Below are 14,413 nucleotides of genomic sequence, written 5' to 3' on the forward strand. Positions count from 1 at the left end.
GCAAGGTATCGTGCTCGCTGCTCGTCCCGACCCGCAACGCCATGCCCAAAGTCCTGCGCAACACGCTGCTGTCCGCCCGCGACCTGCTGGTCACTGCCGGCCCTGTCCTCATCGTCGCGCTCCTGCTGCTGGTGCTCGCCTACATCGCGCTGGATCCCACGCCGCCGCGCAAGGTGGTGCTCGCCACGGGTCCCGAACAGGGCGCATACGCCGAATTCGGCAAGCGTTACGCCGCGTCCCTGAAGCAGCACGGCATCGAGGTGGTGCTGCGCCCGACGCAAGGCGCGGGCGAGAACCTGCGGCTGCTGCTCGACCCGGCATCGGGGGTCGACCTCGCCCTGCTCCAGGGCGGCGCGGGCGAGCGCCTGCGCACGCAGGCCGAGGCCGATGCGTTGGCCTCGCTCGGCAGCCTGTTCCACGAGCCGGTGTGGCTGTTCTACCGGCAGGAATCGGCGCAGCGCCTGCTCAAGTCGGACACGCTGGACAGCCTCTCGCAGCTCGTCGGCTGGAAGGTCAACAGCGGCGCGCGCGGCAGCGGCTCGCACAACCTGATGAAGAAGATGCTCGATGCCAACCACATCGATCCAGCCGGCCTCACGCTAGAGCGGCTGGATCAGACGCCGGCCGTGGTAGCGCTGCTGGCAGGCCAGGTCGACGCGGTGGTGTTCGCCTCCGCGCCGGAATCGCTGCTGGTGCAGATGCTGCTGCAGACGCCCGGCATCAAGCTGTTCGACTTCGCGCAGTCCGAGGCCTACTCGAGGCGCTTCACCTTCATGAGCCCGGTGGTGCTGCCGCGAGGCGTCGTCGACCTGGCCAAGGACATCCCGCCGGCCGACGTTCACCTGGTCGCGCCGACCGCATCGCTCGCGGGCAAGCGCGAGACGCATCCGGCGCTGATGCAGCTCTTCGTGCAGGCCGCCAACGCGGTGCACAGCGAAGCCGGCTGGTTCCAGCGCAAGGGCGAATTTCCCAACGCAAGAAACACGGAGTGGCCGTTGTCCAAGGAAGCCGAGCGCTTCTACCGCACCGGGCCGCCCTGGCTGCAGCAGTACCTGCCGTTCTGGCTGGCCAACCTGATCGACCGGATGTGGGTCGCGCTGGTGTCGATCATCGCCATCCTCATTCCGCTGTCGCGCGTGGTGCCCCCGCTGTACGAGTTCCGCATCCGTTCGCGGATCTTCCGCTGGTACGGTCAGCTGCGCGCGGTCGAGAACGCCCAGGGCGACCGTCCTGCCGAGGAGCTGCTGGGCGACCTCGACGCGATCGAGCACAAGGTCGGCCAGGTGACCGTGCCGCTGAGCTACGCCGACGAGCTGTATGCGCTGCGCAGCCACATCAACCTGGTGCGGCGCCGTCTGGAAGGGATGCGCTCGCCGCCGGATCGGCTTGCGCCCGGGCGCGACGAGGAGCTGGCGCCGGCGGCGCCCGCCAGGGCCGAGACCTCGAAAACGACCTGACGCACGCGCCGCCGACTGCGCTCCTAGAATCCGTCGCACCACCCACTCGCCGCACGGCGCCTACCCGGCGCAGCGCGCCGCTTCCGGATCTGCACCATGGACATCCGCACGTCGCCGTTTCGCCTTCGCATCGAGAAAGTCCAGGAGGCGCTGAAAGCGCGCGGATTGGCGGCGCTGCTCGTCCCCTCGTCGGATCCGCACCTGTCCGAGTACCTCCCCGAGCGCTGGCAGGGCCGGCAGTGGTTGTCCGGCTTCACCGGGTCGATGGGCACGCTGGCGATTGCCCGCGACCGCGCCGCGGTGTTCGCCGACAGCCGCTACTGGGTGCAGGCCGAGAAGGAGCTGCGCGACAGCGGCATCGAGCTGGTGAAGATCCCGACCGGCACCGCCACCCATCATGTGCAGTGGCTGGCCGACGTGGCCAAAGCCGGCGAGACGGTCGGCGTCGACGGCGACGTTCTCGGCCTGGCGTCGGCCCATCACCTGCGGACGGCCCTGGAGCGCGCCGGCATCCGGCTCGACACCTCCGTCGACCTGCTGGCCGACGTCTGGCCCGACCGGCCGGCGCTGCCCGCCGCGACGGTGTACGAGCATCGAGAGCCGCAGGCGCCCCTGCCGCGCGCGGCCAAGCTGGCGCAGGTGCGCGAGTCGTTCCTGCGGCAAGGCGCCACGCACCACTTCGTGTCCACCGTCGATGACATCGCGTGGCTGTTCAATCTGCGCGGCTCCGACGTCAGCTACAACCCGGTCTTCCTGGCCCACGCTCTGATCGACGCGCACGGTGCAACCCTGTTCGTCGGCGAGGCCAAGGTCGGCACCGAGCTGCAGGCGCGTCTCGAGGCCGACGGCGTGAAGCTCGCGCCGTACGCGCAGGCGCGGGCGGCGCTGGCCGCGCTGCCGGCCGGCGCGTCGCTGCTGATCGATCCGCGCCGTGTCACCCTCGGCCTGCGGCAAAGCGTGCCCGCGGGCGTGACGCTGATCGAGTCCATCAATCCCAGCACGCTGCTCAAGAGCCGCAAGAGCGAGGCCGAGGCGCGGCACATCCGCGAAGCGATGGCCCAGGACGGCGCCGCGATGTGCGAGTTCTACGCCTGGTTCGAGCAGGCGCTCGGCCGCGAGCGCATCACCGAGCTCACCATCGACGAGAAGCTGTCGGCCGCACGCGCCCGGCGGCCGGGCTTCGTCGGCCTGAGCTTCAGCACCATCGCCGGCTTCAACGCGAACGGCGCGATGCCCCACTACCGGGCGACGCCCGAGTCGCATGCGGTGATCGAAGGGGACGGCCTGCTGCTGATCGACTCGGGCGCACAGTACCTCGGCGGCACGACGGACATCACGCGCGTCTGGCCGATCGGCACGATCACGGCGGCGCATCGGCGCGACTACACGCTGGTGCTGCGCGGCACGATCGCGCTCAGCCGAACGCGCTTCCCGCGCGGCACGCTGTCGCCGATGATCGACGCGATCGCGCGCGTGCCGCTCTGGGAGCAGGGCCTCGACTACGGCCACGGCACCGGTCACGGCGTCGGCTACTTCCTCAACGTGCACGAAGGCCCGCAGAGCATCAGCAAGGTCATCCCGGAGCCGACGATGGCGATGGAGCCGGGCATGATCACCAGCATCGAGCCCGGCCTGTACCGGCCGGGCCAGTGGGGCATCCGCATCGAGAACCTGGTGCTCAACGTGCCGGCCGTCACGCCCGAGAACGGCGCCTTCGGCGAATTCCTCGAGTTCGAGACCCTCACCCTGTGTCCCATCGACACACGCTGCATCGAGCGCGGCCTGCTGCGCGCCGACGAGATCGACTGGCTCAACCGGTATCACACGGTGGTGAGGGAGCGGCTGGCGCCGTTGGTGACGGGGGACGCGCTGGCCTGGCTGGAGGCGCGGACGCAGGCGCTGTGACCAAGCCCGACACGGGCCCGCCGCATCCATCCGCTGCCACCGCATCCCATCCCCGCCTTACCGCAGTTCATCGCAACCCGCTTCCGGCCGGGCGCTCCGGTTCCTAAAGTTCGTTCCATCCCAGCCGCAACGAACACCAGGAGCCTCACATGATCAGCCGCCTCAGCGCCCTCGCCGCCGTCTTCGCCGTCGTCACCACCGCCTCCCTGGCCTACGCCGCCAACGTGCAGCAGGAACGAGCCCTCCAGGCCGCCTGCAATCCGATGCCCGTGCTGCAGTTCGAGCCCGTGACCATCATCGGCAAGCGCGCCGACGCATCGCTCTGATCCTCCGAGTTCCAGAGGCGCCGGCGCCAGCCGCCGCCTGCCGGACCGCTTCGTCGGCCCGAGTCCCACCGATCTCCGGGCCTCGGGCTTTTTTTCGTCCGGGTCGTGCCGCCGACGGCAGCGGCGGGCGCAGTGAGAAAATGCGCGCCATGACCGCCTTTCCCGTCGCGCGCCGTCCCTGGCTGCTCTGGGCCCTCGCCTCGGCGCTCGCCGCGCCGGCGGCGGGAGCGCTCGATGCGCCGGCCGGACGCGTCGTGCTGACGGTCACCGGCGAGATCGAGCAGCGCAATGCGCCGGACGGTGCCCAGTTCGACATGGCCATGCTCGAGAAGCTGCCGCAGCGCAGCTATTCCACGCGCACGCCCTGGTACCCGGAGCCGCGCAAGTTCACCGGCGTGCTGCTGCGCGACCTGCTCGCCGCGGTGGGCGCGCGTGGGAAGACCGTCAAGGCCGTCGCGCTGAACGACTACCGCGTCGACATCCCCGTCGAGGACGCCGCCCGCCACGACCTGATGGTGGCGTACCGCCTCGACGACAAGCCGATGGCCGTGCGCGACAAGGGCCCGCTGGTCGTCATCTATCCCTTCGACGCCCAGCCGGAACTGCGCAGCGCGGTCAACTACAGCCGCGCGGCCTGGCAGCTCAAGCAGCTCGAGTTGCGGTGAACCTGCAGCCTCCTCAGCAACCCAACGCCCGCGACCGCGTGCGGCGCATCTGGCTCACGCTCATCGGGCTCGCCCTGGCCCTCGCGCTGATCGGAACGGCCTACGTGCAGTGGCGCCAGTACGACCTGCTGGACGGCACCATCCAGTTCCAGAACGACGCCCTCGGCTGGAGCTTCTTCCAGCTCGAGGCCGAGCACCTGCGGTTGCGCAACGACCTCCAGCAGGCGATCTCCGAGCCCGACAGCCCGGCGCCGGGCCGGCTGCAGCTGCGCTACGACATCTTCGTCAGCCGCTTCGGACTGGTCGACCACGAGCGCGCCGCGCGCATCATGGCGCCCCAGGCGGCCTACGCCACGACGATGGACAAGGTGCGCCGCTTCGTCGCCCGGGCCGACCGCTACTTCGGCGCCAACCCGACGAACCCGTCTTCAACGGCGGCGCTGCGCGAGCTGCTGGCCGAACTGGACGGCCTCAGCGTCCCACTGCACGACTTGTCGCTCAGCGCCTCGCACCTGCTGTACGAGCGCGTGACGCAGCGCAACGCCGCGGTGCGCACGCAGAGCAAGCACGGCATCGCCCTGACGGTGTTCCAGTGCCTGCTGCTGCTGGTGTTTGCCTTCATCGTGCTGCGCCAGTTCCGCGCCCTGCTGCAGCGTCGCGACCGCCTCGAGCTGCTGGCCGAGCGCCTCGGCGCCGCGCGCATCGAGGCCGAATCCGCCAGCCGCGCGAAGAGCGCCTTCCTGGCCAACATGAGCCACGAGATCCGCACGCCCTTCCACGGGCTGCTGGGAATGATGTCCCTGCTGCAGGAGACGCCGCTGTCGGCGCAGCAGATGGGCTATCTGCACACCGCGAAGGAGTCGGCCAACCACCTGCTGGCGATCCTCAACGACATCCTCGACATCTCCAAGCTCGAGTCGGGCAACTTGCACGTCGTGCCGGCGGCGGTCGACCTGGCGCGGCTGGTGCGCGAGGTGGAGGCGCTGATGCGCGTGCAGGCGCAGTCCAAGGGGCTGGCGCTGGAGGTCTCGATGGAGGCCGAGGTGCCGCGCTGGGTCCGCGCGGATCCGACGCGGCTCAAGCAGATCCTGTTCAACCTGCTGAGCAACGCCGTCAAGTTCACCGCCGTCGGCCGCGTCGAGCTGAAGGTCGAGGCCGGCAGCGGGGCCGATGCGGGCCGCACGGTGTTCTCTGTCGTGGACACGGGCATCGGCATGGACGAGGCGACGCAGGGCCGTGTCTTCCAGCGCTTCGTGCAAGGCGACGACACCACCTCGCGCAGCCACGGCGGCGCCGGACTGGGACTGGAAATCTCCCGCAGCCTGGCGCGACTGATGCAAGGCGACATCACGGTCAAGAGCGCGCCGGGCCGCGGCAGCACCTTCGTGCTCAAGCTGCCGCTGCCCAAGATCGGGCCGCCGGCACCCGGCGCCAGCAGCGCCGCCGCCGCCACCGAAGGAGCCGGTCGCATGCTGAAAGTGCTGGTCGCGGAGGACCATCCGGTCAACCGGCTCTATCTCGAAGCGGTGCTCGACAAGCTGGGCCACCAGGCGGTGTTTGCCGAAAACGGCGAGGAAGCCGTTCGCGCCGCGCAGGAACAGGACTTCGACGTCGTCCTGATGGACTTGCACATGCCGGTGATGGACGGCTTCGCCGCCACGCGCGCCATCCGCGCCCTGCCGTTGCCGCGAGGCGCGATGCCGATCGTCGCGCTGACGGCCGACGCGTTCCAGGATTCGCAGGACCAGGCGCGGCTGGCCGGCATGGACGAGATGCTCACCAAGCCGGCGCACCTGCCCCAGCTGCGCGAGCTGCTGTCGCGCTACGGCGCCGGTGCGAGCCTGTCCGCGCCGCTGCCGCTGCCGGGATCACCCGAGACCAATGCCGACATCGTCGACCGCGCGACGGTGGAGCAATTCCACGCCTCGCTGTCGCCGCAGAAATACGCCAGCCTGCTGGCCAGCTTCTTCGAGTCGCACGCCGGTACGCTGGTCCGCCTGCGCGGCATGGCGGCGGCGGGCGACCGCAGCGGCGTATGGAGCCAGGCGCATGCGTTGAAGGGCGCCGCGCTCAGTCTGGGCCTGCGGGCCGTGGTGGAGCATGCCGAAGGCGTGAAGACCGCGGCCAGCGACAACGGGCACGGCGACGTGGCGGAGGCGCTCAGCGCGCTGGAGCGGCATCTGCAGATCACGAAGGACCTGTGTCAAAGCCTGGGGTGGCTGCCGGCGGCGGCGCCGGGGCGCACGGTGTCGTAGCTGCTCGCAGCTACACCACGACGGGCTCCGGCTCCAGGCGTATCCCGAACCTGCCGTACACGCTCTCCTGTATCGCGCGCGCCAGGGTCATCACCTCCGACCCGATGGCCCCGCCGCGGTTGACCAGCACGAGCGCCTGCTTCTCGTAGACGCCGGCCTTGCCCACCGTCTTGCCCTTCCACCCGCACGCATCGATCATCCAGCCCGCCGCGAGCTTCACGCTGCCGTCGGGCATCGGGTAGTGCACGATCTCCGGGTCGCGGCCGATGATGTCGCGGCATTGCTCCGGCGTGACCACCGGGTTCTTGAAGAAGCTGCCGGCATTGCCGATCTGCGCGGGGTCGGGCAGCTTGGCACGGCGAATCGCGATGATCCAGTCGGCGATCTGCTGCGCGCTCGGCTGCGTGATGCCGGTCTCGGACACCTTGCGCTCGAGCTCCAGGTAGCCCAGGACCGGCTTCCACGGCCGCGGCAGCCGAAACCGCACCCGGGTGATCAGCGTGCGGCCGGCCAGCGTGTGCTTGAACTCGCTGTCGCGATATCCGAAGGCGCAGATGGAAGCATGCAAGGTCACGCTGCGGCCGGTGACCAGATCGACCGCATCCAGCGACTCGAAGCGGTCCTGCAGCTCCAGCCCATAGGCGCCGATGTTCTGCACCGGGGCGGCGCCGACGGTGCCGGGGATCAGCGCCAGGTTCTCCAGCCCCGGGTAGCCCTGGGCCAGCGTCCAGATGACGAAGTCGTGCCAGTTCTCGCCGGCGCCGGCCTCGACGATCCACGCGTTGTCACGCTCCTCGATGAGCCGCCGGCCCATGACCTCGACCTTCACGACGACTTGCGGCATGTCGCGGGTGAGCACGATGTTGCTGCCGCCGCCGAGGATGAACTTGGGCGCACGGCCGAGCTGAGGGTGATCGACCACCTGGCGCACGTCGGCGTCGCTGGTGATGCGCACGAGGGTGTGCGCGACCGCCGGCAGACCGAAGGTGTTGTAGGGTTTCAGGCTCACAGCCGACTCGACATGCATGAGAGAATTTTCGCCGATCCGCCCATGTCCTTCCTCTGAAGATCTCCTTGCACCATGCCCAGCTTTGACACGGTCCTCGAACCCAATCTCGTCGAGGTGAAGAACGCCGTCGACCAGACCGCCAAGGAGATCGGCACGCGCTTCGATTTCAAGGGCTCCTCGGCGCGAATCGAGCAGAAGGACAAGGAGATCACGCTGTTCGCCGACAGCGATTTCCAGATCGGGCAGGTGATGGACATCCTGCTCGCCAAGCTCACCAAGCGCAATGTCGACGTGCGCTTCCTCGACCGCAGCGCCAAGATCGAGAAGATCGGCGGCGACAAGGTCAAGCAGCCGCTGACCGTGAAAAACGGCATCGACAGCGACACCGCGAAGAAGATTCAATCGCTGGTCAAGCAGAGCAAGCTCAAGGTGCAGGCTGCCATCCAGGGCGACACGGTTCGCGTCACCGGCGCCAAGCGCGACGATCTGCAGTCCGCGATGCGGCTCATCCGCGACGAAGTCAACGACACGCCGCTCAGCTTCACCAACTTCAGAGACTGATTCGATGCACCGTCTTGTCGGGCCAGGCCTGGCAGTCGCATGCCTGGCCGCGTCGGCCCAAACCGTCACGCTGTCCGGCAGCATGGGCGACAAGGCGCTGCTCGTCATCAACGGCATGCCGCGCACGGTGGCCGTCGGCGCCACGCAGCACGGCGTCAAGCTCGTCAGCGTCTCGCCCAACGAAGCCGTCATCGAGCTGCAGGGCAAGCGCGTGCCGCTGCAGCTGGGAGGCGCACCGGTCAACCTCGGCGGTGCGGCGAGCGAGGGCAGCGGCTCGCAGATCGTGCTCACGGCCGGTCCCGGCGGGCACTTCGTCACCGGCGGCAGCATCAATGGCCAGGCGGTGCAGTTCGTGGTCGACACCGGCGCCACCTACGTCGCGATGAGCCAGTCCGAGGCCGACCGCATCGGTCTCAAGTACAAGGCCGGGCGGCGCGGCCTGATGAACACCGCCAACGGCCAGGTGCCCGCCTACATCACGTCGCTCGATGTCGTGCGGGTCGGCGACGTGCAGGTCTACCACGTCGATGCGGTCGTCTTTCCGGCCGCGATGGACATCGTGCTGCTCGGCAACAGCTTCCTCACCCGCTTCCAGATGAAGCGCGAGAACGACCGGATGACGCTCGAGCGCCGTCCCTGACGTCGCCGGTCCCGCGGCGCTGTCACCGCTGGGACAGGGGTCAAAAGCACGATCGTGCTAAAACCCCCGTGATGGCATCGTGCCGCCCACCGGCACACAGGAGACAGACATGGACCTCAACTTCACGCCCGAGGAACAGGCGTTCCGCGCGCAGATCCGCGCCTGGGTGGCCGAGAACCTGCCGCAGGACCTCAGCCACAAGGTGCACCACGCGCTGCACCTGTCGCGCGACGACATGCAGCGCTGGGCGAAGATCCTCGGCAAGAAAGGCTGGCTGGGCTACGGCTGGCCCCAGCAGTTCGGCGGCCCCGGCTGGAATGCCGTCCAGCGGCACCTGTTCGAGGAAGAGCTCGCGCGGGCCGGTGCGCCGCGCATCGTGCCGTTCGGGCCGGTGATGGTGGCGCCGGTGATCATGGCCTTCGGCTCGCCCGAGCAGCAGAAGAAGCACCTGCCCGGCATCATGAGCGGCGAGGTGTGGTGGAGCCAGGGCTACAGCGAGCCGGGCTCCGGTTCCGACCTGGCGAGCGTGAAGACCCGCGCCGAACGCCGCGGCGACAAGTACATCGTCAACGGCCAGAAAACCTGGACCACGCTCGGCCAGTACGGCGAATGGATCTTCTGCCTGGTGCGCACCAGCACCGAGGGCAAGCCGCAAACCGGCATCAGCTTCCTGCTGATCGACATGAAGAGCCCTGGGATCACCGTGCGGCCCATCATCACGCTGGACGGCGAGCACGAGGTGAACGAGGTGTTCTTCGACAACGTCGAAGTGCCCGTCGAGAACCTCGTCGGCGAGGAGAACAAGGGCTGGACGTATGCCAAGTACCTTCTGGCCCACGAGCGCACCAACATCGCCGACGTCAACCGCGCCAAGCGAGAGCTCGAGCGGCTCAAGCGCATCGCGCAGGCCGAAGGCGTGTACGACGAGCCGCGCTTTCGCGACCAGATCGCGCTGCTCGAGGTCGACATCGTCGCGCTCGAGATGATGGTGCTGCGCGTGCTGTCCGCCGAGAAGAGCGGCAAGCAGTCGCTCGATGTCGCCGGCTTGCTGAAGATCCGCGGCAGCGAGATCCAGCAGCGCTACGCCGAGCTGATGATGCTGGCCGCCGGTCCGTACAGCGTGGCCTTCATCCGGGAGGCGATGGAAGCGGGCTGGCAGGGGGACTGCGTCGGCGCCCACTACATCGCACCGCTCGCGTCCACCTACTTCAACTACCGCAAGACGACGATCTACGGCGGATCGAACGAAGTTCAGCGCAACATCGTTTCGCAGACCGTGCTGGGAGCCTGACCATGGACTTCGATTTCACCGACGACCAGGAAATGCTGCGTGACTCCGTGCGCAAGTGGGTCGACAAGGGCTACGACTTCGAGCGGCGCCGCGCCATCGTCAAGCAAGGCGGCTTCTCGCGCGAAGCCTGGGGCGAGCTCGCGGGGCTGGGGCTCACCGGCCTGCACGTAGCCGAAGCGCACGGCGGCATGGGCTTCGGCCCGGTCGACGCGATGGTGGTGATGGAAGAGCTCGGCCGGGGCCTCGTGCTGGAGCCCTTCGCCCAAGGCGCACTCATCGCCGGCAAGGTGCTTTCGCAAGCGCCGCAGGCGATGCAGGCGGCCTGGCTGCCGAAGATCGCGGGCGGCGAGGCTCTGGTGGTGCTCGCGCACCAGGAACGCGGCGCGCGGTATCGGCTGAACCACGTCGCGACAGCAGCCAAGGGCAGCGGCGCGAGCTGGACGGTGTCCGGCGCGAAGAGCATCGTGCCGGTGGGCGACCAGGCCGACGCCTTCATCGTGCCGGCGCGCGTGTCGGGGGCGGTCGACGATGCTGCCGGCGTCGCGCTGTTCCTCGTCGAGCGCAGCGCCGCCGGCGTGGCAACGCGCGGCTACCCGACGCAAGACGGTGCGCGTGCCGCCGAGGTCACCTTGAACGACGCCCCGGCTGCGCTGATCGTGCCGGCCGGGGAAGGCTTCGGCGCTCTCGAGCGCGCAGTGGACGTCGGCATCGCCGCCGTCTGCGCTGAAGCGGTCGGCGCGATGGACAAGCTGGTGGCGCTCACCGTCGAATACATGAACACGCGCAAGCAGTTCGGCGTGCCGATCGCGACCTTCCAGGCGCTGCGCCACCGCATCGCCGACGTGAAGATGCAGCTCGAGCTGGGCCGCTCGATGAGCTACTACGCCAGCCTCAAGCTCGACGACGCCCCCGAGCAGCGCCGCCGCGCGCTCTCCCAGGCCAAGCTGCAGCTGGGCCAGTCGATGCGCTTCGTGGGGCAGCAGTGCATCCAGCTGCATGGCGGCATCGGCGTGACCGACGAGTACATCGGCAGCCACTACTTCAAGCGGTTGACGGTAATGGAGATGACCTTCGGCGACACGATGCATCACACCGGCGAGGTCTCGCGGCGCATGCAGGAAACCGCGGGAGTGTTCGGCTGATTCCATAATCGGCCGATGACCGGCTCGATCACCTCCGTCCCCGGCATCCTCTGCGGCCACTTCACCGACACCCGCCGTCCGACCGGCTGCACCGTCGTCCTCACGCCTGAGGGGGCGGTGGCGGGTGTCGACGTGCGCGGCGCGGCGCCCGGCACGCGCGAAACCGAATTGCTTTCGCCGCTGAATGCGGTGGAGAAGGTGCACGCGGTGCTGCTTGCCGGCGGCAGCGCCTTCGGGCTCGACGCAGCCGGCGGCGTGATGCGCTGGCTCGAGGAGCGCGGCATCGGCGTGCAGGTGGGCCCCGCACGCGTGCCCATCGTGCCCGCCGCGATCCTGTTCGACCTGTTCACCGGCGACCCCACGATCCGCCCCGATGCCGCCGCCGGCTATGCCGCGTGCGCGGCGGCCAGCACACAGACGCCCGCCGAGGGCAACGTCGGCGCCGGGGCCGGGGCGGTCGTCGGCAAGCTGTTCGGCATCCAGCGCGCCATGAAGGGCGGCATCGGCACGGCGGCCCTGACCGTAGGAGGCATCACGGTCGGCGCCATCGTCGCCGTCAACGCGGTCGGCGACGTCATCGATCCCGCCACCGGCCGGCCGATCGCCGGTGCGCGCAGCGAAGACGGCCGCACGCTGATCCATGCCACGCACGCCATCCTCAACGGCGAGACGCCCATGCTGATCGAGCCGGCGTCGTCCACCACGCTGGGCGTCATCGCCACCGATGCCGTGCTGACCAAGGCCGAGGCCGGCAAGCTCGCCCAGATGGCGCACGACGGCCTGGCCCGCACCATCGACCCGGTGCACACGATGACCGACGGCGACACGCTGTTCGCGCTCGCGACCGGTGCGAGCGGCCAGCGCCGGCACCTGACGGTGCTGGGTGCTGTCGCAGCCCGCGTCACGGCGCTCGCCGTCCTGAGCGCCGTGCGTGCTGCCGTCGGCCTGGCCGGGCTGCCGGCAGAACGCGACCTTCCTCCGTACACCCCACCGCCGACACGATGACCCTCAGCACCCTTGTCTCCCGCCGCCGCGTCCTGTGGGCGCTGGCGACTGCCGCCGCGCTGCTCGCCGGCTGCCGCACCGCCCCACCCACGCCGTCGGCGCCCGACCCCTTCCAGCCCATCGTCTTCGTGCACGGCAACGGCGACAACGCCGCCGTGTGGACGACCACGCTGTGGCGCTTCGAGAGCAATGGCTGGCCGCGACAGCGGCTGTACGCGATCGAACTGCCCTACCCGCTGGCGCGCGAGGACGACACCAAGCCGCAGGAAGGCCGCACGTCGACCGCCGAGCACATGCAGTTCCTCAAGACCGAGGTCGACAAGGTGCTCAAGGCGACGGGCGCCCGCCAGGTCGTGCTGGTCGGCAGCTCGCGCGGCGGCTACGCGATCCGCAACTACATCGCCAACGGCGGAGGCGCCGCGAAGGTCTCGCATGCAGTGCTGGGCGGCACGGCGAACCACGGTGTGTGGGCGGATGCGCAGAACCGGCCGGGCAACGAGTTCAACGGCGCGGGCCCTTTCCTCACCGGCCTCAATGCGCCCAAGGGGCCGCAGGGCGAGGAGGTCACGCCGGGCCCCAAGTGGATGACCATCCGCTCCGACGTCAACGACAAGTTCGCGCAGCCCGACGGGGCGTGGATAGGCTCGAAGGGCAAGCCCACCAACGTGAGTTACGACGGGCCGGCGCTGAAAGGCGCCGAGAACGTGCTCATCACCGCCATCGACCACCGCGAGACGGCGTTCGGCCCCAAGGCCTTCTCGGCGATGTACCGCTTCATCACCGGGCGCGCGCCGGCAACGACGGCCATCGCCCCCGAGGGCCGCGTGGTGCTCGACGGCAAGGTGTCGGGACAGGGGCCGGGCAACGACGCGGCCAAGGGCAGCTATGTGAACAACCTGCCGCTGGCTGGCGCGCGCGTCGAGGTGTATGCCACCGACCCGGCCACCGGCGAGCGCATCGGCCAGGCGGTGCACCGCAAGACCGTCGGCGCCGACGGTCTGTGGGGGCCGTTCGAGGCCAGCCCGGCCACGCCGTACGAATTCGTCATCAGCGCGCCGGGCTATGCCACGACGCACATCTACCGCTCGCCTTTCCCGCGCTCGTCATCGATCGTGCAGCTGCGGGCCGAGCGCATCGCCGACGCCGATCGCGACGGCAAGGCGGTCGTCACGCTGACCCGGCCGCGCGGCTACTTCGGCATTCCCCGCGACGTGATCACGCTCGACGGGAAGAGCCCGCCAGGAGGCATCCCGGTCGGCGTGGCCGGCGTGTCCACCGCCAAGCTGAAGCTGCTCGACTCGCCCAGCCGCAGCGTGGTCGGTGAATTCAACGGCGAGCGCATCGTCGGTCGAGCCTGGCCGACGGCCGACAACCACGTGGTGTTTCTCGAGCTCCACCACTGAGGCATGAAGCTCGCGCAAGTGCTGTTCTCGCAGGGCTTCGGCGCGCGGCGCGAATGCGAGGGGCTGATCGTCTCGGGTCATGTCACGCTCGGCGGCCAGGTCGTCGACGATCCGTTCATGGAGGTGGAGACCCAGGGACTGGTGTTCGCCGTGCGCGGCGAGCAGTGGCCGTATCACGCGAAAGCCGTCATCGTGATGAACAAGCCGGCCGGCTACGAGTGCTCGCAGAAGCCGCGTCACCATGAGAGCGTCTACAGCCTGCTGCCGGCGCCGCTGCGCCGGCGCGACGTGCAGACGGTCGGACGCCTCGACGAGGACACCACCGGGCTGCTGCTGTTCACCGACGACGGTGCGCTGATCCACCGCTGGACCTCGCCCAAGCGGCATCTGCCGAAGGTGTACGAGGTCGGCTGCAAGCACCCGGTAAGCGACGGGCAGGCCGGGCAGCTGGCCGCCGGCGTCACGCTGCTCGACGACCCGGTGCCGGTGCGCGCCGCCGCGGTCGAGGTCACCGGCGAACGGCCGGACGGCCTGCACGGCCTGCGCCTGGTGCTCACCGAAGGCAAGTACCACCAGGTCAAGCGCATGGTCGCCGCGGTGGGCAACCGCGTCGAGGCGCTGCACCGCAGCGCCTTCGGCGGCCTGACCCTGCCGGCCGACCTGGCGCCCGGCCAGTGGCGGTGGATCGCAGACCCTGCCGCGATCGCGGCACCATCCTGAGCCGCCGTCGGCTCGCATCCTCACGCCCGGCGCA

The 14,413-nt window shown here is 69.5% G+C and carries 13 protein-coding genes; 12 read left to right on the forward strand and 1 reads right to left on the reverse strand.

The window, feature by feature from the left end:
* Window positions 1-41 precede the first annotated feature (41 nt).
* The 5 genes from P7V53_RS26630 (at window position 42) to P7V53_RS26650 (ending at window position 6,608) form a co-directional block, all read left to right on the forward strand.
* Window positions 42-1,457 (forward strand): TAXI family TRAP transporter solute-binding subunit, encoded by a 1,416-nt coding sequence (locus P7V53_RS26630; RefSeq protein ID WP_280152504.1) that lies wholly within the window; start codon window positions 42-44, stop codon window positions 1,455-1,457.
* Window positions 1,458-1,553: 96 nt separating this feature from the next.
* Window positions 1,554-3,362 (forward strand): aminopeptidase P family protein, encoded by a 1,809-nt coding sequence (locus P7V53_RS26635; protein WP_280152505.1) that lies wholly within the window; start codon window positions 1,554-1,556, stop codon window positions 3,360-3,362.
* Between the two features lie 149 nt (window positions 3,363-3,511).
* Window positions 3,512-3,688, forward strand: a complete 177-nt coding sequence (locus P7V53_RS26640; protein ID WP_280152506.1) for a hypothetical protein — start codon at window positions 3,512-3,514, stop codon at window positions 3,686-3,688.
* Window positions 3,689-3,837: 149 nt separating this feature from the next.
* Window positions 3,838-4,353 carry a molybdopterin-dependent oxidoreductase gene (locus P7V53_RS26645; RefSeq protein WP_280152507.1) on the forward strand — a complete coding sequence of 172 codons (516 nt, stop codon included), beginning with the start codon at window positions 3,838-3,840 and terminating at the stop codon, window positions 4,351-4,353.
* Window positions 4,350-6,608, forward strand: coding sequence for an ATP-binding protein (locus P7V53_RS26650; protein WP_280152508.1), 2,259 nt, complete (start codon window positions 4,350-4,352; stop codon window positions 6,606-6,608). The genes P7V53_RS26645 and P7V53_RS26650 overlap by 4 nt, the downstream gene beginning before the upstream one ends.
* Before the next feature lie 10 nt (window positions 6,609-6,618).
* Here P7V53_RS26650 and murB read toward each other — a convergent pair whose 3' ends face one another.
* Window positions 6,619-7,635: a UDP-N-acetylmuramate dehydrogenase gene (gene murB / locus P7V53_RS26655; RefSeq protein ID WP_280152509.1), complete on the reverse strand. Its 1,017-nt coding sequence runs from the start codon at window positions 7,633-7,635 to the stop codon at window positions 6,619-6,621.
* Between the two features lie 54 nt (window positions 7,636-7,689).
* On the opposite strand from murB, the gene P7V53_RS26660 reads away from it, so the two are divergent.
* The 7 genes from P7V53_RS26660 (at window position 7,690) to P7V53_RS26690 (ending at window position 14,379) form a co-directional block, all read left to right on the forward strand.
* Window positions 7,690-8,178, forward strand: a complete 489-nt coding sequence (locus P7V53_RS26660; protein WP_280152510.1) for a YajQ family cyclic di-GMP-binding protein — start codon at window positions 7,690-7,692, stop codon at window positions 8,176-8,178.
* Window positions 8,179-8,182: 4 nt separating this feature from the next.
* A complete protein-coding gene (locus P7V53_RS26665; protein ID WP_280152511.1) occupies window positions 8,183-8,818 on the forward strand; it encodes a retropepsin-like aspartic protease in 636 nt (211 codons plus the stop codon).
* Window positions 8,819-8,927: 109 nt separating this feature from the next.
* Entirely contained in the window at window positions 8,928-10,109 is a 1,182-nt protein-coding gene (locus tag P7V53_RS26670) for an acyl-CoA dehydrogenase family protein (protein WP_280152512.1), read from the forward strand.
* A gap of 2 nt (window positions 10,110-10,111) precedes the next feature.
* Window positions 10,112-11,251 carry an acyl-CoA dehydrogenase family protein gene (locus tag P7V53_RS26675; RefSeq protein ID WP_280152513.1) on the forward strand — a complete coding sequence of 380 codons (1,140 nt, stop codon included), beginning with the start codon at window positions 10,112-10,114 and terminating at the stop codon, window positions 11,249-11,251.
* Between the two features lie 15 nt (window positions 11,252-11,266).
* The gene (locus tag P7V53_RS26680; RefSeq protein ID WP_280152514.1) at window positions 11,267-12,256 is read left to right on the forward strand and encodes a P1 family peptidase; all 990 of its coding nucleotides are present in this window, start codon (window positions 11,267-11,269) and stop codon (window positions 12,254-12,256) included.
* Window positions 12,253-13,659, forward strand: coding sequence for an alpha/beta fold hydrolase (locus tag P7V53_RS26685; protein WP_280152515.1), 1,407 nt, complete (start codon window positions 12,253-12,255; stop codon window positions 13,657-13,659). The genes P7V53_RS26680 and P7V53_RS26685 overlap by 4 nt, the downstream gene beginning before the upstream one ends.
* A 3-nt stretch (window positions 13,660-13,662) precedes the next feature.
* Window positions 13,663-14,379: a 16S rRNA pseudouridine(516) synthase gene (locus tag P7V53_RS26690; RefSeq protein ID WP_280152516.1), complete on the forward strand. Its 717-nt coding sequence runs from the start codon at window positions 13,663-13,665 to the stop codon at window positions 14,377-14,379.
* Window positions 14,380-14,413: the final 34 nt, after the last annotated feature.

This window comes from Piscinibacter sp. XHJ-5, from assembly GCF_029855045.1.
Lineage (GTDB): Bacteria > Pseudomonadota > Gammaproteobacteria > Burkholderiales > Burkholderiaceae_C > Albitalea.